The sequence below is a fragment of the Thauera sedimentorum genome (assembly GCF_014489115.1).
GTDB lineage: Bacteria > Pseudomonadota > Gammaproteobacteria > Burkholderiales > Rhodocyclaceae > Pseudothauera > Pseudothauera sedimentorum.
Map to the genome: position 1 here is coordinate 703729 of NZ_JACTAH010000001.1, position 19661 is coordinate 723389.

At 67.7% G+C, this 19661-nt stretch carries 25 protein-coding genes and 1 tRNA gene; 19 read left to right on the plus strand and 7 right to left on the minus strand.

What is annotated here, in order from left to right:
- Positions 1–83: 83 nt before the first annotated feature.
- The 8 genes from IAI53_RS03140 (at position 84) to IAI53_RS03175 (ending at position 3085) form a co-directional block, all read left to right on the plus strand.
- Entirely contained in the window at positions 84–314 is a 231-nt protein-coding gene (locus IAI53_RS03140) for a MerR family transcriptional regulator (RefSeq protein ID WP_187716686.1), read from the plus strand.
- Positions 311–634 (plus strand): hypothetical protein, encoded by a 324-nt coding sequence (locus IAI53_RS03145; RefSeq protein ID WP_187716687.1) that lies wholly within the window; start codon positions 311–313, stop codon positions 632–634. Before IAI53_RS03140 ends, IAI53_RS03145 begins: the two co-directional genes overlap by 4 nt.
- Positions 635–637: 3 nt before the next feature.
- Positions 638–1177 (plus strand): hypothetical protein, encoded by a 540-nt coding sequence (locus IAI53_RS03150; RefSeq protein ID WP_187716688.1) that lies wholly within the window; start codon positions 638–640, stop codon positions 1175–1177.
- Between the two features lie 102 nt (positions 1178–1279).
- On the plus strand, positions 1280–1657 hold the full coding sequence (locus IAI53_RS03155) for a hypothetical protein (RefSeq protein WP_187716689.1): 378 nt from the start codon (positions 1280–1282) through the stop codon (positions 1655–1657).
- A 55-nt stretch (positions 1658–1712) separates the two neighbouring features.
- Positions 1713–1901: a hypothetical protein gene (locus tag IAI53_RS03160; RefSeq protein WP_187716690.1), complete on the plus strand. Its 189-nt coding sequence runs from the start codon at positions 1713–1715 to the stop codon at positions 1899–1901.
- 80 nt (positions 1902–1981) lie between these two features.
- On the plus strand, positions 1982–2185 hold the full coding sequence (locus tag IAI53_RS03165) for a hypothetical protein (RefSeq protein ID WP_187716691.1): 204 nt from the start codon (positions 1982–1984) through the stop codon (positions 2183–2185).
- Positions 2186–2189: 4 nt separating this feature from the next.
- Positions 2190–2819 (plus strand): hypothetical protein, encoded by a 630-nt coding sequence (locus tag IAI53_RS03170; protein ID WP_187716692.1) that lies wholly within the window; start codon positions 2190–2192, stop codon positions 2817–2819.
- 53 nt (positions 2820–2872) lie between these two features.
- Entirely contained in the window at positions 2873–3085 is a 213-nt protein-coding gene (locus tag IAI53_RS03175) for a hypothetical protein (RefSeq protein ID WP_187716693.1), read from the plus strand.
- A 63-nt stretch (positions 3086–3148) separates the two neighbouring features.
- Here IAI53_RS03175 and IAI53_RS03180 read toward each other — a convergent pair whose 3' ends face one another.
- The 3 genes from IAI53_RS03180 to cobA all read right to left on the minus strand — a co-directional run bounded on the left by IAI53_RS03180 (position 3149) and on the right by cobA (position 4470).
- Positions 3149–3421, minus strand: a complete 273-nt coding sequence (locus IAI53_RS03180; RefSeq protein ID WP_187716694.1) for a hypothetical protein — start codon at positions 3419–3421, stop codon at positions 3149–3151.
- 149 nt (positions 3422–3570) lie between these two features.
- Positions 3571–3646 (minus strand) — tRNA-Thr (locus IAI53_RS03185).
- Between the two features lie 29 nt (positions 3647–3675).
- On the minus strand, positions 3676–4470 hold the full coding sequence (gene cobA / locus IAI53_RS03190) for a uroporphyrinogen-III C-methyltransferase (protein WP_222948150.1): 795 nt from the start codon (positions 4468–4470) through the stop codon (positions 3676–3678).
- A gap of 299 nt (positions 4471–4769) precedes the next feature.
- On the opposite strand from cobA, the gene IAI53_RS03195 reads away from it, so the two are divergent.
- The 11 genes from IAI53_RS03195 to IAI53_RS03245 all read left to right on the plus strand — a co-directional run bounded on the left by IAI53_RS03195 (position 4770) and on the right by IAI53_RS03245 (position 15258).
- On the plus strand, positions 4770–6449 hold the full coding sequence (locus IAI53_RS03195) for a cytochrome D1 domain-containing protein (RefSeq protein WP_187716695.1): 1680 nt from the start codon (positions 4770–4772) through the stop codon (positions 6447–6449).
- 91 nt (positions 6450–6540) lie between these two features.
- On the plus strand, positions 6541–7152 hold the full coding sequence (locus tag IAI53_RS03200) for a NapC/NirT family cytochrome c (RefSeq protein ID WP_187716696.1): 612 nt from the start codon (positions 6541–6543) through the stop codon (positions 7150–7152).
- Between the two features lie 51 nt (positions 7153–7203).
- Positions 7204–8076, plus strand: a complete 873-nt coding sequence (locus tag IAI53_RS03205; RefSeq protein WP_187716697.1) for an ethylbenzene dehydrogenase-related protein — start codon at positions 7204–7206, stop codon at positions 8074–8076.
- Positions 8076–8438 carry a plastocyanin/azurin family copper-binding protein gene (locus IAI53_RS03210; RefSeq protein ID WP_187716698.1) on the plus strand — a complete coding sequence of 121 codons (363 nt, stop codon included), beginning with the start codon at positions 8076–8078 and terminating at the stop codon, positions 8436–8438. The genes IAI53_RS03205 and IAI53_RS03210 overlap by 1 nt, the downstream gene beginning before the upstream one ends.
- Positions 8439–8624: 186 nt before the next feature.
- Positions 8625–8990: a c-type cytochrome gene (locus tag IAI53_RS03215; protein WP_187716699.1), complete on the plus strand. Its 366-nt coding sequence runs from the start codon at positions 8625–8627 to the stop codon at positions 8988–8990.
- Positions 8987–10156, plus strand: a complete 1170-nt coding sequence (locus IAI53_RS03220; RefSeq protein WP_187716700.1) for a cytochrome D1 domain-containing protein — start codon at positions 8987–8989, stop codon at positions 10154–10156. Before IAI53_RS03215 ends, IAI53_RS03220 begins: the two co-directional genes overlap by 4 nt.
- Before the next feature lie 2 nt (positions 10157–10158).
- Entirely contained in the window at positions 10159–11175 is a 1017-nt protein-coding gene (gene ahbB / locus IAI53_RS03225) for a siroheme decarboxylase subunit beta (RefSeq protein ID WP_187716701.1), read from the plus strand.
- On the plus strand, positions 11168–11647 hold the full coding sequence (locus IAI53_RS03230; protein ID WP_187716702.1) for an Lrp/AsnC family transcriptional regulator: 480 nt from the start codon (positions 11168–11170) through the stop codon (positions 11645–11647). The genes ahbB (IAI53_RS03225) and IAI53_RS03230 overlap by 8 nt, the downstream gene beginning before the upstream one ends.
- Positions 11644–12162 (plus strand): siroheme decarboxylase subunit beta, encoded by a 519-nt coding sequence (ahbB, locus tag IAI53_RS03235; RefSeq protein ID WP_187716703.1) that lies wholly within the window; start codon positions 11644–11646, stop codon positions 12160–12162. The genes IAI53_RS03230 and ahbB (IAI53_RS03235) overlap by 4 nt, the downstream gene beginning before the upstream one ends.
- Positions 12163–12316: 154 nt before the next feature.
- Entirely contained in the window at positions 12317–13537 is a 1221-nt protein-coding gene (nirJ, locus tag IAI53_RS03240) for a heme d1 biosynthesis radical SAM protein NirJ (RefSeq protein ID WP_187716704.1), read from the plus strand.
- 185 nt (positions 13538–13722) lie between these two features.
- Positions 13723–15258, plus strand: a complete 1536-nt coding sequence (locus IAI53_RS03245; protein WP_285891454.1) for a nitrite reductase — start codon at positions 13723–13725, stop codon at positions 15256–15258.
- Positions 15259–15348: 90 nt separating this feature from the next.
- Here the strand turns inward: IAI53_RS03245 and IAI53_RS03250 are convergent, their stop codons facing one another.
- The 4 genes from IAI53_RS03250 to IAI53_RS03265 all read right to left on the minus strand — a co-directional run bounded on the left by IAI53_RS03250 (position 15349) and on the right by IAI53_RS03265 (position 19547).
- Positions 15349–16281 carry a hypothetical protein gene (locus tag IAI53_RS03250; RefSeq protein WP_187716705.1) on the minus strand — a complete coding sequence of 311 codons (933 nt, stop codon included), beginning with the start codon at positions 16279–16281 and terminating at the stop codon, positions 15349–15351.
- A gap of 270 nt (positions 16282–16551) precedes the next feature.
- Positions 16552–16755 carry a hypothetical protein gene (locus tag IAI53_RS03255; RefSeq protein ID WP_187716706.1) on the minus strand — a complete coding sequence of 68 codons (204 nt, stop codon included), beginning with the start codon at positions 16753–16755 and terminating at the stop codon, positions 16552–16554.
- Positions 16756–16909: 154 nt separating this feature from the next.
- A complete protein-coding gene (locus IAI53_RS03260; RefSeq protein ID WP_432813908.1) occupies positions 16910–17683 on the minus strand; it encodes a Crp/Fnr family transcriptional regulator in 774 nt (257 codons plus the stop codon).
- Positions 17684–17687: 4 nt separating this feature from the next.
- Positions 17688–19547 (minus strand): nitric oxide reductase activation protein NorD, encoded by a 1860-nt coding sequence (locus tag IAI53_RS03265; RefSeq protein ID WP_187716707.1) that lies wholly within the window; start codon positions 19545–19547, stop codon positions 17688–17690.
- Positions 19548–19661: the final 114 nt, after the last annotated feature.

Here is a 19661-nt window from a genome sequence, read left to right on the forward strand (position 1 = left end):
ACGGGAAGCCAAGGACGCTAGCCCGAGCCCATGCATTCCGCTGCATATCGTGAGACCCGTCATCACCGACGGAGGCCCACGAAATGCAAGCCCAAGCTATCAAGACCCAGCGCACGGACTATGCGTCCGTCCTGCGCAACTACTCCACCGAAGAAGCCGCTGCGCTTCTGAAAATCCGCCCGCAGACCCTGCGCGCCGCCGTGTGCCGGGATGGGCACTATGCAGGCATCCGCCCGCACAAGTTGCCGTCGCGCTTCCTGGCGTGGCCTGCTGCGGACGTCGAACGCCTGCTGTCCGGGGAGGCCGCGCAATGAAAAACGCCCGACACCCCGAAGGAATGCCGAGCGCCCTGGAACAGCGCCGATTCTACACCGACAACCCCCGAGAGCTGCGCCTGCTAGGCCACCTGCTTGACCGCGAAGGAGCCTTTCGCGAAGAGCTTGACCGAGCCGTGGGCGCATCGAACAGCCCGGACATCGTGTTCCGCCTGCGCCAGCGAGGATTTGACATCCCCTGCGACCGGGTAACGCGCACTGACCGCGACGGCCGCCCCTGCAAGGTGGGATGGTATCGCCTGACAGCAGAGGCCAAGCGCGCCGCCCGCGCCGTCCTGATGCGCTCGGGGTTGGCGTGATGTATGGGACGCGAGAGCAAAAAGCGCGGCATCGCAGTAACTGGCGCCTGGCTGCCGCTACCGCTGGAGTTCGCGCGCAGCAGAGCGTGCGCGGAGCTGTCGCCGCACGCAGCAAAGCTACTGCTGGACGTTCTTTCGATGCTCGGACCGAACGCGGCGCGCAACGGGGACATCAGCATCACCCCAAAGCTGATGCGCCTTCGTGGCTGGTCTGGCCGGGAAACCCTGAACGCTGCCGTGCGCGAGTTGCTGGAGTTCGGTTTGCTGGCATTGACGAGACAGGGTTCGCGGCTGGATTGCAGCCTGTTCGCCGTCACCCTCTTTCCGCTCGACTGCGACCTGCGCAAGTTGGACGTCGGACCAGGCAGCTACCGCATGACCGACTGGATGCACGGCGGCGCGCTGGCGAACGCCCCGACCGAATCGAGTCCTGCGGTGTGGCGACGCGCCAGAAAAACGCAAACGGTAGCCCCGCCACGGGACGAAGTACCTGCCAAACGTCCCGCCACGGGACGAACGCACCCCGCAAAACCATCGAAATAGGCGAGTTCGTCCCGCCACGGGACAAAACCCCCGTTTTCCGGGTGGGCAGCGTCCCGCCACGGGTCACCTATCTAGATTAACCATCTGTACGGAGATTCAGCGATGAAGTTGGAACGAACCTTTCTTGATCTGCGCATTTGTCGAAATCACAGCGGCCACTGGCACTTGAAACAGGACGTTGGCCCGACCGATGCCACCGATGAGCACTGGGTAATTCTTGCCGCTGAGCAACTGGACGCGCTGGCGCGCATGGCTGGCTACATGCCTGCCGACGAGATCACCAAAGCTTGCGAGCGCGAGCGCGAACGGCTGGCGCTACTGGCTGCGATGGTGCAGGCCCATACCGGGCAAGGCGACCCGCTGCGCGTGGCTGCTGCGCTTCTGCTGACCGGAGCTGCGCCCTACGACCCAACTGCCGGCCAGCCCAACCCCGGAGCGAGCGATGCGGGCCTGGAGGGCGGGCAACTAGAACTGGTTTGATCTGCATCGCCTGGCTGACCGCGCCCAACACCCTGAACCCCTGGAGACCACCCGCATGGATGAACTGACCTTGTACCGGGCAGTTACCGAAGCCCGCAACCTGATCCGCGAATGCTGGCCGGCAGACCTTGCCGCAGCGCAGGCGACCGACGGCACCGGCCTCGACGCTGCGCAGGTTGCGCGCCTGGCCGAAGAGGCCGAGGACGCATGCATCGACGCCCGCCTGGCCCGCGACCGCGCCTAGACCGCACTGACCCAAATCGCCCGGCCGGCTGGTGGCCCTGCCGAGCGAACCCTGACCCTGCCGCCGATGGAGCTTTACCCATGACAGAGACCGACCTGAACGGCCCGACGAGGGCAATCGACATCCTGCGTATTGCGCTTGACCTGCCGACCGCTGCCGAGCGCAAGGCCCGCGTCGAGCGGGAGATTGCAAGCGTGAAGATGGCCGCCAATGACTATGGCGTGATCGTAACGCTTGCAGACGGACGCCGCGTGCTTTTGACTGAAACCGCACTTGAGGACTGACACCATGCAGAACATCACCATCGAAGCCCTGGCGAAAACCCCCGCCTTTGCCGCAGCCCTGCGCGAGCTGGAGGCTGGCCAACTGGCCGACCGACAGGCCCAAATCGACGCCTGGCGCGCCTACCGTGCGCAGTGGCATGCCGAGCAAGCGGAGTTCGCTGCTCGAGCGCATGCCGTTCGTCAGGAGCTTGACCAGGCCCGCGCCCGCGTGCGCGACCTCGAACAGCAAGCCGACCGCGCGAACAGCGAAGCCCTGTGGAGTGCGACCCGTGCAACCGAGCGCGACCGCGCCCTGGAGTCCTCCATCGTGGCCGGAGCAGACCCGCAACTGCATCTGTTCCGAGCATGGGCAGCGCGTGCCGCGAACCTTGCGGGAGTGGCTACATACGAGACGGTAGCTGCCTTTGCTGGATCTGCCGCACCAGCCACGAACGCAGGTCTTGCGCGCGAGGTGGCCCGCATCTGCGCCGAAGCGACCGAACGCGCCGATGCGATGCGCCGGGAAGCCGTCGCCGCCGATGCTGTGGCCCTTGAGCTCGACGCAATGGCTGCCGGCATCCTGCAAGCCCTCAACCGACTGGGAGGCAGCGCACCCGCCCGCCTGCCGCGCGACTGGCGCGCCCCGCTCATCTAACGCAGCCGCCGGCCGTGCCAACCAGTGCGGCCGGCAACACCGGAGACACCATCATGCAACGAACGAATGACGCGCGCCGCCAAGCTGTACGCGATGAGGCGGAGCGCCGGGGATTGACGGTTGAACCGCACGGCCGCAAGGCCTGGCGCATTCACGGGAAGGGGCTGGAGATCCACACGACCGACCTTGCCACGGTTGAGCTGTACGAATTGCGACCGCCGAAGCCCGGCCGGCCCTGGCGCATCACGCACCGGGGGGCGGGTTGAAAGTCTGGGGGAACTGACCCCGGAAACCGCCCGCATACTCGCGCGCGGAATTTTTCACCATATTCAAACGCAATCAAAAGCCGCCAGAAGATAGCCCGGAGCTACCGTCTGGCGAGACCCGCGCCGCCTGCGATTGCGGAGCGGTTGCAGGGGCGGCATGGAGGCCACCGCAAGACGGATCAAGGTGGAAATATTTCCACCTTGGACGAATCCGGCAAGACCCGCGACATCGCCGCAGCCAAAGTCGGCCTTGGTTCCGGCAAGACGCTGGAAGCCGCTCATCGCGCTGTAGAGCATGGCGTGCCGGAACTGGTGGAGGCGCAAAGGCACCGCCATCGCACCTTGCCCACCGACAACCGCCCCCGAGGCGGTTTTTCTTCGCCGGCTGCGTGGCTACACCGTCCGGATTTGGCTACACCGTGGCTACATCGCGCCGATAAGCAAAAAGGCCAACCCCGAAGAGTTGGCCTAAGTGCTTGATTTCATGGTGCCGACAGTAGGAATCGAACCCACGACCTTCTGATTACAAATCAGCTGCTCTACCAACTGAGCTATGCCGGCGCGGGCGGGATTATAGCTCAACTGCCGGTTCAGGCCGTGAGCGCCAGGGCCTCCACGGTGGCCGGACAGAGGACGTGGTGCAGGTCCACCACCGGGCCGATGACGATCAGCGACGGGGTGCGCAGGCCGGCGGCGCGCACGGTGGCGGGCAGGCTGCGGATCGGGCTGGTGACCATGCGCTGGCGCGGGGTGCTGGCCGCATGCACCACGGCGGCCGGGGTGTCGGCCGGCAGGCCGTGGGCGATCAGTTCGCTGCAGATGATCTCGAGCGCGCCCAGGCCCATGTAGATGACCACGGTCTGGTGTGGGCGGGCGAGCGCTTCCCAGTCAAGGTTCACCGTGCCGTCCTTGAGGTGGCCGGTGGTGAATACCAGGGTCTGTGCGTGGTCGCGGTGGGTGAGCGGGATGCCGGTACAGGCGGCCATGCCGGAAGCGGCGGTGACGCCGGGCACCACCTCACAGGCGATACCGGCTTCGACCAGTTCCTGCATCTCTTCGCCGCCACGTCCGAAGATGAAGGGGTCGCCGCCCTTGAGGCGGACCACGCTGAGCCCCTGTCCGGCGAGCTTCACCAGCAGGCGGTTGATCTCCTCCTGGGGCAGCGCGTGGTTGCCCGCTTCCTTGCCGACGTAGATGCGCTGGGCGTCCGCCCGCGCGAGTTCGAGGATGCCGTCGCCGACCAGATGGTCGTAGACGATCGCGTCGGCTTCGGCGATGCGGCGCGCGGCGCGCACGGTAAGCAGTTCGGCGTCGCCCGGGCCGGCGCCGACCAGGCTGACCTGTCCGGTGCGCGCGGGGGGGGAGATGCGGGTGGTGTGGTCCATTTTCTTCGGCCCTCCTGCGGTCGCGCCCGGAGACGCGAATCCGCGTGTATCGAATCCCCGCATCGCAAGTGCAGCGGGGGGCGGATCGCTCAGCATCCTGCTGTCGGTCGAGGGTCGGGTGACACTGCTGGGGGGCCGGGGATTCATGGTTTTTCCTCTCGCCGAAAGCTTGAGACGGACTCTAGCAGTGAGGGTGATTCGCTGAAATTGACTCAAGTTAAAGACGCAATTTTCGTAGGGGAACAAAGTCCGCCCTGGCTGACTTAGGCCGACTCTGGCGATTTTTAGGGAGACCAATCATGCGATTCAAAGGGTTGATGAGTGCCGTGGCGCTGGCAACGCTGCCGATGGCGATGAGCACCGCGTTTGCGGCCGATGCACCGCCGCTCAGCGATGACGAGCGCGCGCAGGCCAAGCAGATCTACTTCGAGCGCTGTGCCGGCTGCCACGGCGTGCTGCGCAAGGGCGCCACCGGCAAGAACCTCGAGCCGCACTGGACCAAGGCCTTGGCCGACGGCACCAAGATGGAAGGCGGTACGCTGAAGCTCGGTACCGATCGTCTGGAGAAGATCATTGCCTACGGTACCGACGGCGGCATGGTCAACTACGACGACATCCTGACCAAGGAAGAGATCAACCTGATGGCGCGCTACATCCAGCACACCCCGGATGTGCCGCCCGAGTTCTCGCTCAAGGACATGGAAAACAGCTGGAAGCTGATCGTTCCGGTTGAAGAACGTCCGAAGAAGCAGATGAACAAGATCAACCTGAAGAACATCTTCGCGGTCACCTTGCGCGACACCGGCAAGCTGGCGCTGATCGACGGTGACACCAAGCAGATCTGGGACATCCTGGATACCGGCTACGCGGTGCACATCTCCCGTCTGTCGGCTTCCGGCCGCTATGTCTACACGGTGGGCCGCGACGGTCTGGTGACCCTGATCGACATGTGGTACGAGAAGCCCAAGACCGTGGCCACCATCCGCATGGGCTCCGACGCCCGTTCGGTGGATACCTCCAAGTTCAAGGGTTACGAAGACAAGTACCTGGTCGGTGGCACCTACTGGCCGCCCCAGTACTCGATCATGGACGGCGAGACCCTCAAGCCGCTCAAGATCGTGTCCACCCGCGGCATGACCGTGGATGGCGAGTACCACCCGGAACCGCGCGTGGCCTCCATCGTGTCCTCGCACATCAAGCCCGAGTGGGTCATCAACGTGAAGGAAACCGGCATGATCCTGCTGGTTGACTACACCGACATCGAGAACCTCAAGACCACCCAGATCGACTCCGCCAAGTTCCTGCACGACGGCGGCTGGGATGCTTCCAAGCGCTACTTCATGGTGGCGGCCAACGCCTCCAACAAGGTGGCCGCGGTCGATACCAAGACCGGCAAGCTCGCCGCCCTGGTCGACACCGCGAAGATCCCGCACCCGGGTCGTGGCGCGAACTTCACCCACAAGCAGTACGGTCCGGTGTGGGCCACCGGCCACCTGGGTGACGACGTGGTGTCGCTGATCTCCACCCCGTCGGAGGAGAAGAAGGATGCCAAGTTCAAGGAGCACAACTGGAAGGTCGTCGAGGAACTGAAGATGCCGGGCGCCGGCAACCTGTTCGTCAAGACGCATCCGAAGTCCCAGAACCTGTGGGCCGATGCGCCGATGAACCCGGAGCGCGAAGTGGCCGAATCGGTGTACGTGTTCGACATGAACGACCTGTCCAAGGAACCGCGCCGTCTCGACGTGGCCAAGGACTCCGGTCTGCCGATGACCACCGCGATCCGTCGCGCCGTGCATCCTGAGTACAGCCAGGATGGTTCCGAAGTGTGGATCTCGCTGTGGGGTGGCAAGACCGACCAGTCCGCCATCGTGATCTACGACGACAAGACGCTGAAGCTCAAGAAGGTGATCACCGATCCCAACATCGTGACGCCGACCGGCAAGTTCAACGTCTTCAACACCCAGTTCGACATTTACTAAGAGCCTCCGTCGGCCCGCACCCGTCGTCCGCAGAACACCGCGGCGGCGGGTGCGTCAGCCGCATCGATGACTACTCGCGGGAAATGGAGACATGACCGATCAAAACGACAAGGAACGCGCCGGCCAGTCCGGCGGGCTGTTCACCCGACTGCGCCAGCCCAGCGTCAAGCATTCTCTCGGTGGGTTGCTGCTGGTCGGTTTCATCGTCGGCGTCCTGTTCTGGGGCGGATTCAACACGGCGATGGAAGCCACCAACACAGAGAAGTTCTGCATCTCCTGCCATGAGATGTATGACAACGTGTACCAGGAGTACAAGGAAACCATCCACTACACTAACCGCACCGGTGTGCGGGCGGTGTGCTCGGACTGCCATGTGCCCAAGGACTGGACGCACAAGATGATCCGCAAGATCCAGGCGTCGCGCGAAGTCTGGGGCAAGATCACCGGCACCATCGACACGCGCGAGAAGTTCGAGGCCAAGCGCCTGACCCTGGCGCGACGCGAGTGGGCGCGGATGAAGGGCAACGATTCGCGCGAATGCCGCAACTGCCACAGCTTCGACAGCATGAACACCGAGGCGCAGAAGAAGCGCGCTTCCCGCCAGCACGAGATGGCGCGCGAAGACCGCATGACCTGCATCGATTGCCACAAGGGCATTGCGCACCACAAGCCCGAAGGCATGACCGAGGAAGACGAAGAGTAAACCCGGAGCCGCGGCACCCCCGCCGCGGCCCCACCTCACGGGAGAACCGAGATGAAGAAAACGATGATCGCCGGCGCGCTCGGAGTGGTGTGCGCCATCGGCTTCAGCGCCGCCCATGCTGCCCCGCCGGCCGACTGGAGCAAGGTTGCCGCCACCAGCATCACCCTGTTCTATCCGGGCGTGTCGCCGATGGAATGGATCACCAAGGGTACCGAGCACGGCGGCGCGCGCGCGCTGAAGAAGGGCGATACCTGTGCCGACTGCCACAGCGACGAAACCGACAAGATGGGCCAGCTGATCTCCAGCGGCGAGAAGATCGAGCCGACGCCGATCGCCGGCAAGGCCGGCTTCATCCCGGTCAAGGTGCAGGCCGCCCACGATGGCGACACCCTGTACCTGCGCTTCTCCTGGAAGCAGCCCAAGGCTTCGGGCGCGGCCAAGATGGACGACAAGAACCCGATGAAGATCGCCTTCATGCTCGACCAGGGCAAGGTGGCGATGGCCGACCAGAGCGGCTGCTGGGCGAGTTGCCACAAGGACTCGCGCACCATGCCGGGCGCGGCCGACAGCAAGAAGAAGTACGTCAAGGACGGCTCCGTCTCCGGCGGCGTGTTCTATGACCTGCTGCAGTGGCGCAGCGGCGAGAAGAAGGGCTTCGACGGCCATGTGGCCGACACCCGCGTGATGGAAGGCGGCAAGGCCCTGGCCTCGGCCGAAGGCAAGCTCGACGGCGACACCTGGTCGGTGGTGTTTGCGCGCAAGTTCGCCGGCGGCGAAGGCGACGTGGCGCTGGCGGCAGGCAAGACCTACAACTTCGGTTTCGCCATCCACGACGACCACGCGGCCGGGCGCTTCCACCACGTCTCGCTGGGCTACACGCTCGGCATCGACGCCAAGGCCGACATCACCGCGGCCAAGCAGTAATGCGTTCCCCACGGCGGCAACAGGGGGCGGCAGCCGGCGCGGTATGCCGGCTGCCGGCCGCCGTCCTCGCGCTGGCGGCCGCCCTGGCCGCACCCGGCGCGCTGGCGGCCGAGCACGAGGTCAGCATCGTCGACTACAAGTTCGAACCGGCGGTGGTCGAGATCCGTCCGGGCGATACCGTCACCTGGGTGAACAACGAGAAGCGCACCAGCCACTCGGTGGTGTTCGACGCCACCGGCGAGGAGTCCGAGCGCTTCTTTCCCGGCGAACGCTGGTCCCACACCTTCGGGCAGGCGGGGGAGTTCTCCTATCACTGCGGCCCGCACCCGGAGATGACCGGCAAAGTCGTAGTCGCTGATTGACATTCCGTCTGTGTAGGAGCGGCCTTGGCCGCGATGCGGCGCGTGGCAACCCCACCGCCGTGATCGCGGCCAAGGCCGTTCTTACGTGAAGCCTGCCGGCCCCCCGACGCGTTGATTCGGGTCAAGGTTTTCCGCCCCCCGCAGGTTCATCTTACGCACCATCCTCAAGGCATCGGGACTCCAGCGATGAAACCACCTCCTATCGTCATCCATGTGGCCGTCCTGCTCGGCACCGCCTTCGTGGCCGCCTACGCGGCCGCTGCCGCCGATCCGCATCCGGCCCCGAAGCCCGAGCGCCAGCGCGAGCTGGTCAGCATGGTCCGCCAGGACTGTGGCTCCTGTCATGGGCTTACCCTCTCCGGTGGGCTGGGCCCGGCGCTGCTGCCGGCCACGCTGGCCGACAAGCCGCTGGATTCCATGGTGGCCACGGTCATGAACGGCCGCCCCGGCACCGCCATGCCCGGGTGGTCGCGCTTCATGAACGAGGCCGAAGCCGAGTGGATCGTGCGAGCCCTGGCCGCCGGCTTCCCGACCGACGGAGCCGGACAATGAAGCGCCTGCTGCTTGCCGCCTCCGCCGCCTTGCTGCTCGCCGGCTGTGCGGCCACGCCGCCCTTGCGCGGCACCGGCGACCTCGGCCTGGTCATCGAACGCTCCACCGGCCAGGTGGCGGTGGTCTCGCACACCAGCCGCGAGCGCCTGGCCACCGTGCCCGGCCTGGGCGACCTGTCGCACGCCCACGTCACCTATTCGCGCGACGGGCGCTACGGCTACGTGTTCGGCCGCGATGGCGGGCTCACCAAGGTCGACCTGCTGCGCGGGCGCATCGAGCGCCGCGTGGTGCAGGCCGGCAACTCCATCGGCGGCTCGATCTCGCAGGACGGCCGCCTGGTGGTGGCGCAGAACTACGCGCCGGGCGGGCTCAAGGTGTTCGACGCCGACACCCTGGAACAGCTCTCCGAGATCCCCGCCGAGTACGCCCCCGGCAAACGCTCCAAGGTGGTCGGTCTGGCGGACCTGCCCGGCCAGCGCTTCGCCTACGCGCTGTTCGAGGCCGGCGAGATCTGGGTCACCGATCTCTCCGACCCGCGCAATCCCAAGACCCAACGCTACCCCGCCGGCCGTCAGCCCTATGACGGCCTGGTGACCCCGGACGGGCGCTACTTCATTGCCGGCCTGTTCGGCGAGGACGGCCTGGCGCTGCTCGACCTGTGGTACCCGGAGCGCGGCGTGAAGAAGATCCTCGCCGGCTACGGCAAGGGCGAGGCGCCGCTGCCGGTGTACAAGATGCCCCACCTGCGCGGCTGGGCGGTGGCCGGCGGCCACGCCTACCTGCCGGCCATCGGCCGCCACGAGGTGCTGGTGGTCGACACGCGGACCTGGCAGGAGGTCGCCCGCATCCCGGTGCACAGCCAACCGGTTTTCGTCATGGCACGCCCGGACGGCCGCCAGGTGTGGGTGAACTTCGCCTTCCCGGACAACGGCACGGTGCAGGTCATCGACACCGAGGCCAAGGCGGTGATCGACACGCTCACCCCGGGGCGCGCGGTGCTGCACATGGAGTTCACCCCGCGCGGCGAGGCGGTGTGGCTGTCTTCGCGCGACGACAACAAGGTGGTGGTGGTCGATACCGACAGCCGCCGCACGCTCGCCGAACTGCCTGCCGAGCACCCCAGCGGCATCTTCTTCACCAGCCGCGCAGCGCGCATCGGATTCTGACCATGGACGAGGCCCGTCGCCTGCGCCTGCTCAACGAATGGCAGCACGGCTTTCCGCTGGTCGATCGGCCCTTCGCCGAACTCGGCCGCGCGGTCGGTGCCAGCGAGGACGAGGTGCTCGACGCCTTCCGCGCCGGGCTGGCGGAGGGGGTGGTGAGCCGCATCGGCCCGGTGGTGGCGCCGCGCCGGGTGGGCGCCAGCGCGCTGGCTGCGCTGGCGGCGCCGCCCGAGCGCCTGGCCGAGGTGGCCGCGCGGGTCAGCGCCCGGCCCGAGGTCAATCACAACTACGAACGCGAGCACAGCCTCAACCTGTGGTTCGTGCTCACCGCGGCCAGCCAGGACGCGCTGGACGCGGCGGTGGCGGCGATTGCCGCCGACACCGGCCTGCAGCCGGTGGTGCTGCCCATGGTCGAGGCCTATCACATCGACCTCGGCTTCGATCTGTGCGGTATCTCCGCCTACCGGGCCGGCCGCCGCGAGCCGGTGAAGCAGGCCGCTCGCCTGGCCAGCAGCCCGCCATGTGCGCTGCCGGGCATCGAGCAGGGTCTGCTGCAGGCCCTGCAGCGCGGCCTGCCTATCGTTCCGCGGCCCTATGAAGTGCTGGGCGAGCGGGTGGAGCTATCGGGCGCGCTGGTGTGCGCCTTCATCGACGAATGGCTGGCCTCCGGCCTGCTGCAGCGCTTCGGCGTGGTGGTGCGTCACCACGAACTCGGCTACACCGCCAACGCCATGTGCGTGTGGGACGTGCCGGACGACAAGGTGGGCGAGATCGGCCACCTGCTCGGCGGCGAGGCGCAGGTCACCCTGTGCTACCGCCGTCGCCGCGCGCTGCCGCAGTGGCGCTACAACCTGTTCTGCATGATCCACGGCAAGGCCCGCGACGAGGTGCTGGCCACCCGCGCGGGCATCGCCGAGCGCCTCGGGCTCGACCAGTGGCCGCACGAGGTGCTGTTCAGCCGCCGCCGCTTCAAGCAACGCGGGGCCTGTTACCTGCCCGACCCGGAGCCCGCCGATGTCTGAAGGACTACCCCCGCCGCGCGACCCGATCGACGAGATCGACCGCCGCCTGATCAACAGCCTGCAGGGCGACTTCCCGCTCAGCCACCGGCCCTACGGCGTGGTCGCCGAGCGCCTGGGGCTGGGCGAGGAGGAGGTCATCCGCCGCCTGCGCCGACTGCTTGCCGACCGCGTGCTGACCCGCTTCGGGCCGATGTTTCAGATCGAACGTGCCGGCGGCGCCTTCTGCCTGGCGGCGATGGAGGTGCCCGAGGCGCGCTGGCCCAACGTGGTGGCGCAGGTCAACCTGCGCCCGGAAGTGGCGCACAACTACCGCCGCGAACACCGCCTCAACATGTGGTTCGTGCTGGCCACCGAGACGCCTGAGGGCATCGGCCGCTGCGCCGGGGAGATCGAGCGCGATACCGGGCTGGCCGTGCATCTGTTCCCCAAGGAGCGCGAGTACTTCGTCGAAATGAAACTGGAGGCGAGATGAGCGCCCGTGAGACCAGCGCACCCGTTCCGCTGGACGATATCGACCGCAGCCTGATGCGTGCCACCCAGGGTGGCCTGCCGCTGCTGCCCAAGCCCTACGAGGCCATCGCCGCGCGCGTCGGCATCGACGAGAGCGAGGTGCGCCGCCGCCTGGCCGCGATGCTGGACAAGGGTGTGATCCGCCGCATCGGCGCGGTGCCCAACCACTACGCCCTGGGCTACACCGCCAATGGCATGAGCGTGTGGGACGTGGACGACGCCGCCATCGATGCGGCCGGCGAGCGCGTCGGCGCGCTGCCCTTCGTCACCCACTGCTACCGCCGTCCGCGCCACCTGCCGGACTGGCCCTACAACCTGTTCGCCATGGTGCACGGCGCCAGCCGCGAGGAAGTGATGGCGCATGTGGACGAGATCCGCGCGCTGCTCGCGCATTGCGTCCCGGGCGCCCTGCGCGGCAGCGACGTGCTGTTCTCCACCGCCATCCTGAAAAAGACCGGACTGCGTCTGAGGGATTGATTCGGATCATTTCGTGGCTGCGGTCCGGCGGTTCTAATCGGTGTGAGCGCGATGCGCGCCCCGCACACTTGGCGGCCGTATCGCTGTAGGAGTGGCCAAGGCCGCTCCTACACGCGCTGACGCAAGACAACCGGACCAGACCAGAAGGCCATCCATGTTCCGCATCTCCCAGTTCATCCGCGAACTCGACAACCCGGTCGCCCCCGGTCCGCGGCGCAACCCGCCCGGCCCGGTGGTGATCTGGAACCTGATCCGGCGCTGCAACCTCACCTGCAAGCACTGCTACTCGATCTCGGCGGACACCGACTTCGCCGGCGAGCTGTCCACCGACGAGGTGTACCGCGTCATGGACGACCTCAAGGCTTTCCGGGTGCCGGTGCTGATCCTCTCCGGCGGCGAGCCGCTGCTGCGCCCGGACATCTTCGACATCGGCCGGCGCGCCAAGGGCATGGGTTTCTACGTCGGGCTGTCCACCAACGGCACGCTGATCGGCCGTCACAACATCGACGCCATCGCACAGATCGGCTTCGACTACGTGGGCGTCAGCCTGGACGGCATCGGCGACACCCACGACCGCTTCCGGCGCATGGCCGGCGCCTTCGACGCCTCGCTGGCCGGCATCCGGCTGTGTCACGAGCGCGGCCTCAAGGTGGGCGTGCGCTACACCATGACCGAGGACAACGCCCACGACCTGCCCGGCCTGCTGCGCCTGGTCGAGGACGAGGGCATCGACAAGTTCTACTTCTCGCACCTCAACTACGCCGGGCGCGGCAACAAGTACCGCGCCGACGATGCCCGCCACCAGACCACCCGGCAGGCCATGGACCTGCTGTTCGACACCTGCCTGGACCGCCAGCGGCGCGGCCTGGCGCACGAGTTCGTCACCGGCAACAACGACGCCGACGGCATCTACCTGATGCACTGGGTGGCGCAGCGCTTCCCGCAGCATCTCGAACGCGTCACCGCCCGGCTGCGCCAGTGGGGCGGCAATGCCAGCGGGGTGAACGTGGCCAACATCGACAACCTCGGGGTGGTGCACCCGGACACCATGTGGTGGCACGAGTCGCTCGGCAATGTGCGCGAGCGGCCGTTTTCCGCCATCTGGAGCGACCTGTCCAACCCGCTGATGGCCGGCCTGCGCCAGCATCCGCGCGCGCTGCGCGGGCGCTGTGGCCAGTGTGCCTGGCTGGACATCTGCAATGGCAGCTCACGCGTGCGCGCCGGGCAGATCACCGGCGACGTATGGTCCGAAGACCCCGGCTGCTACCTCTCCGACCAGGAGATCGGCCTGGCCGAAGGCGCGGCCGGCGAGCGCGTGCGCACCACGCCCTACATTCCGCTGCGGCGCGAACCCGCACAGACGGTGACCCGATGACGACGAACGACGACAAGCCCGACAACGGCTACAAGAAGCTCAGCGACTACATGCCGCGCCCGCTCGAACCCTGGGTGGAGGAAGATTGCGAGCGCGACGCCGCGCCGCGCAAGCCTTCGTCCACCAAGATGCCCTCGCACGCCCGCAAGGTCATCGCGCTGGCGCTGGTCTGGCTGGGACTGGCCATGCTGCTGGCCTTTGCGCCTTCGCACGCGCAGGCGGCCGATGCGACCTCTGCCGGGGTCGCCAGTCACTACCAGCAGCATTGCGCCGCCTGCCACGGCGTGGACCGCCTGGGCGGCATGGGGCCGGCGCTGCTGCCGGAAAACCTCTCCCGCCTGCGCAAGCCGGAAGCGCTCAAGGTGGTGCGCGACGGTCGCACCGCCACCCAGATGCCGCCTTTCGGCGCTGCGCTGTCGGCCGACGAACTCACAGCCCTGGTCGACTGGATCTACACCCCGGTGGTGCCGGCGCCGCGCTGGAGCGAGGCCGACATCCGCGCCTCGCGCATCCAGCATGCGGACCCCGCCGCGTTGGCCGACCGCCCGGTGTTCGACGCCGATCCGCTCAATCTCTTCCTGGTGGTGGAGGCGGGCGACCACCATGTCTCGGTGCTCGACGGCGACCGCCTCGAGCCCATCCACCGCTTCCCCAGCCGCCACGCGCTGCACGGCGGGCCCAAGTTCGCCCAGGGCGGACGCTACGTGTACTTCGGCTCGCGCGACGGCTGGGTCACCAAGTACGACCTGTGGAACCTCACGGTGGTGGCCGAGGTGCGCGCCGGCATCAACACCCGCAACGTCGCGGTGTCGCCCGACGGCAGCCATGTGGCGGTGGCCAACTACCTGCCGCACACCCTGGTGCTGCTCGACGGCGACCTGAACCTGCTCAAGTCCATCGAGGTCACCGACCGCGACGGCAAGCAGAGCTCGCGCGTCTCCGCGGTGTACGAGGCCACCCCGCGCCAGTCCTTCGTCGCCGCGCTGAAGGACGTGCCCGAGGTCTGGGAGATCAGCTACACCCGCGCGGTGGAAGACATCCCGGTGGGCTTCATCCACGACTTCAAGCAGCGCGAGGGCGAGTTCATCCCCGGCTACCTCAACCCGCGCCGCACCCATCTCGCCGACGTGCTGGACGACTTCTTCTTCACCCAGGACTACTCGGAACTGATGGGCGCCTCGCGCGCCGGTAAGGGCCAGGTGGTGAACCTGGACGTGCGCAAGAAGGTGGCCGACCTGCCGCTGGCCGGCATGCCCCACCTGGGCTCGGGCATCACCTGGGAATGGCAGGGCCGCCGCGTCATGGCCAGCACCAACCTCAAGGCCGCGGAGGTTACCGTGATCGACCTCGACAGCTGGGAAGTGCTGCGCCGCATCCCCACCCGCGGTCCCGGCTTCTTCCTGCGCAGCCACGAGAACAGCCGCTACGCCTTCGTCGACTCGATGATGAGCCCGGAGGCCAAGCACCTGCTGCAGGTGATCGACAAGGAGACCCTGGAAGTGGTGCGCGAGATCGCCGGCCAGCCCGGGCGCACGCTCGCCCACGTCGAATTCACCCGCGACGGCCGCTACGCCCTGGCCAGCCTGTGGGAGGACGACGGCGCGGTGGTGGTGTACGACGCGCAGACCCTGGAAGAGGTCAAGCGCCTGCCGATGCGCAAGCCGGTGGGCAAGTACAACGTGTGGAACAAGATCACCCGGGAAGAGGGCACCAGCCACTGAGTGGCGGGGCCTCACGCCGACGCGCGAGTGGATTGGAGGGCGCGCGCCTCGGCGCGGGGGGACCGTTCAAACCTGCGGACCGGTCTCCGGTCACCTGCCGGCCAAGAGGCCGTCCGCACGGTGCGCGTGGTTCGAACCGGTGATTGGCAAGGCCACGGTCAGGCGGTACAAGCCCCAGAGCAGCACCAAGGGCATCACGACCGTCTGCATCAGGAAGACGACGATCAAGCGGATCATCCGTTCCGCAGCGTTCTCGGCGGTGGCTTTCAGGCGCTCGTATTGTTCCCTGACGCTGACCGTGGGGGCTTTGAGGTTCACCAAGGAGTCGCTGGCCTTGTCCCGCGCCGCAGCAAGGGTGGAGCCCGCCCAGTCGAAGAAACCTGAGCCTTTCGACTCCGGGGGCGTAAGCGGCGGTGCCGTTTCCTCGGGGCGCGACGCCGGGGCCGGATCGGCGCGCTCGCCGGCGTCCTTCGCGGCCAAGCCCTGCAGTGCGATCGAGGTGCTGTCCAGCACGGCCTGGCTCTGCTGGTAATCATCCGCAGAGAACTGTTCGAAGACATGTGCGCTGCCGATCATGGTCACTGGCATCACGAAGCGCACGAAGAGCAATGCAAGCATCAGCCGGGTCAACCAGCGCGGCGCCTCGCGCCATAGCAGCAGGGCCGACCATAGCAGCGCGACGATGGTCACGAACGCCGACACCGTCCAGTTCGACCCCATCGTCAGCAGCAGCTTCTCGATCCCGAAGGCGACGCTTGCCATCAGCATGATCGAGGACAGCGACTCGACCAGATCGTTGATCGGGTCCAGGATTTCGCCGACCGACAGCGACACCCCGACGCCAAACGGCTGTGCGGCGATCTCGGTCCCCTGCAGTGCGGAGATCACGCCATTGAGCGCACGTGCGGAGGCGAAACTGATCAGCGAGCGCTTCAGGCCGGCGTCGACACTCTCGGTCGCGAGCTCGGTGATCGGCCGGTACCAGCTGCAGGCCGTCACAATCAGCACGAGCAAGACGAGCACGAAGTTCCTGGTCTTTCTACCGTTCGATGGCACAGGCGGTCCGGAGGTGGTCTGTTTACAGTCGGCGGCAAACCGTCGATCGAGGTGACACGGGGTGCCGGGAAACTGGCGGCCGATGTTGGCGTGCCGAGAAGCATCCCACCACAACCAGGGTCGATCAAGCCCTTGCCGCCGGACCCGGCCCGGGGCCGCCTCGCCATCCTCGGCGGCTGCCGGTGCGCAGGCACCGAACACGCGTTCATCGCGTCGACCCGCGATGAGCTGAAGATGTCAGCCGTTCGCCGCGCCCCCGCCAGGGCGGTGTGCCTTGGCCTGGAACATCAGACACGGCAGACCGGAGGATTCGAGCACGTCCAGCGCGGGGCGGCGGCGGGACTTGAAGGCGAACTGGCGGCAGCCGTAGGGGAAGGCCGGTTCGTGGGTGATGTAGTAGTGCGCGCAGGCCTTGCAGTCGGGGGTGTTGTCGGGGGTCACGGGCAGGAGGCGGGCGGTGTTCCTTGGCGATGGGCGCCATGATACGCCGGCGGAAACCCCATGTAGGAGCGGCCTTGGCCGCGATGCGGCGTTCGCTTCCCCACAGGCCGTATCGCGGCCAAGGCCGCTCCTACCGGGCGTCCGGGGATGCGCGTCAGCTCAGGCTCCTGCGCAGCCGGCAGATGTCCGGGATGTGGATGGTGCGGCCTTCCACGGTGATCAGGCCGCTGTCGATCAGCTCGTGCAGGATGCGCGAGAAGTGTTCCTGGGTGAGGTTGAGGCGCGAGGCGATGGTGCCCTTGCTGGTGGGCAGGCGCACCGACACCGCGCCGCAGGGCGTGCCTTCGCCGTCCATTTCGTCCTCGCGCAGCAGGTAGCCGATGATACGCTCGCGCCCGGAGCGCAGCGAGTAGGTCTCCACGTCGGCGATCAGGTGGTGCAGGCGCTGGGCCAGGCCGGCGATGATCTTGCGGCAGAACAGCGGGTCGCGGACCATCTCCTCGAACACCACCTGCTTGGAGATGTGCAGCAGGGTGCAGTCGGTGAGCGCCTGGGCCATGACCACGTAGGGCTTGTCCATGAACATCACCGCCTCGCCGAAGGTCTGCCCGGCGCGGATGATTTCCACCACCTTCTCGTGACCGTCGGCGGAGATGAAGGCGAGCTTGACCTGGCCGGTGAGGATCAGGTGAAAGCCGTGGCAGGCGTCGCCCTTGTGGAACAGCGCGCTGCCCTTGTCCACCTTCTGCTCGCGCACGCCGCGCGCGAAACGGGCCACTTCGTCCTGCGCCAGGCCGTTGAACAGCGGCGCCTGGGCGAGCAGCTGGGCGATGCGTTCCGCTTCGGGGTTGACCGGCCGTTCGTCCGACTGCAGGTTGCTGCGTTCGGAGACGAACATCGTCGAACAGGGCGTGTCGCGCTGGTTCATCGCTTCACCTCGTCAGTTGGGCGTAGAACAGTGGGAGTCGGGCGGGAAGTTCCTCCGGCTTGCGGATCACCGCGAAGCCGGCGGGGCCGAAGAGGTGGGGCAGGTAGCCGGCGCCTTCGCGGTCGATGGTGACGCAGAAGGGGGTGAGCCCGGCGCGCCGTGCTTCCATGATGGCGACCCGGGTGTCTTCGATGCCGTAGCGGCCGTCGTAAAGATCCAGGTCGTTGGGCTTGCCGTCGGAGAGGATGAGCAGGATGCGGCGGCTGGCGCCGTTCTTTTCCAGCAACTGGGTGCAGCGGCGGATGGCGGCGCCCAGGCGGGTGTAGTAGCCGGGCTTGATCGCCATGATGCGGCCGCGGATGCGGTCGTCGAAGCGCTCGTTGAAGTCCTTGAGGCGGTGGAAGCGCACCTTGCTGCGCTTGACCGAGGAGAAGCCGGCGAGCGCGAAGGCGTCCCCGGTGGCGCCCAGGGCCTCGCCGAACAGCAGCAGGGCGTCGCGGATGACGTCGATCACGCGCGCTTCGGACGACACCCAGGTGTCGGTGGACAGCGACAGGTCGGCCAGCACCAGGCAGGCCAGGTCGCGCTCGCGTTTTTCCAGTGACAGGTAGAGCTGCTCGGAGGGGTGCCGGCCGCAGGCACGGTCGGTCTGCGCGCGCACCGCGGCATCCACGTCCAGCTCGGTGCCTTCGGCCTGCGCCTTGATCCAGCGCCGGCCGGGCTGCAGCGCGGCGAACTGCTGGTGCAGGCGGCGCGCGGTACGCCGCAGCGGCTGGGGCAGCGGGCTGGGCGGAGCGTGGCGGGCGGCCATCTCGGTGAGGCGCACGTGGTCTTCCAGCAGGCGCTGCTTGCGGTAGTCCCACTCGGGCAGCGGGATGCCGTCGCCCAGCACCACGTCGTCCTCGGCTGCGGAAGGCAGGTCGAGGTCGAAGCGCACCTTGGAGGCGACGCGGTCGGTGTCCTCGGCGAGCGCGAGCTGGTCGAGGTCGCGCGCGGCGTCGGCGGCGTTGGGGTCGGGCTCGTCGTCGGTGGGGCGGTTGATCTTGAGGAATTCGGTGACCGCCAGCAGGCTCTCGGCGCGGAACACCATCATCAGGCCGTTCTTCTCCTGCGGCAGGTCCACCCGCTCGGCACGGTGGGCGTGGCGCTCGGTTTCCTCGGCCGGCGGCGGGCCGCCGGTGGTGGTGTTCTCCGGGTCGGGGTCGGAGGCGCGGGTGAAGGGCGCGGGGCCGACCTCGCTGCCGGCCAGCCACAGCAGTACCGGGGCGGCGGGCGGGGTGCCGGCGGGCATCTCGGGGAGCGCCGCGACGCTGCCGGGCTCGCGCAGCGCGGCGACGATGGCTTCTTCGCGGGCGCGTTCGGCCGGCGGCATCTTGGTCGATTTCAGCCGGCGCGGGGCGTAGGCCTCCACCAGGCGGCGGTAGCGTGACACCACGCCCGGCCAGGTGTCGAGCGCGGCCAGCACTGCGCGCTGGTGACGCTGGAAATCGGTTTCGTCGTCCGGGCCGGGCGGCAGCTGCTGCTGCGCGGCGGCCAGCGCCGCCAGCCACAGGTAGAGGTCGCGGTTGAGTGCGCGCTCGGGGAAGGCGTCGATCTCCGGTGGCAGGCGCAGGGTGACGTCGTCCATGCGCGCATGCGCCGTGCGGTCGCCGATGCCGGCGATGCGGGCGATGAAGCCGCGTCGCGCCGCGTGCGGGTCGACGGTGGCGGCGGCCACGCGCAGGCCGGGGTCGCCGCCGAGCGCGCGGAAGAACACCCCGGCGGTGCGCTCGACTTCCTTAAGGCGCACCGCGGCGGCCGGGTAGCTCACCCCGGCGGCGCGGGTGATCAGGCGGTGCCAGATCTTGCCGACGGTTTCTTCCATGTCCGTGCTGTCCTATGTGGCGGGGACGGGTGAATGAGCCTTGGTGCGCGCGTAGGAGCGGCCTTGGCCGCGATCCGGCCGATGCACGATCGACCGCCGCATCGCGGCCAGGGC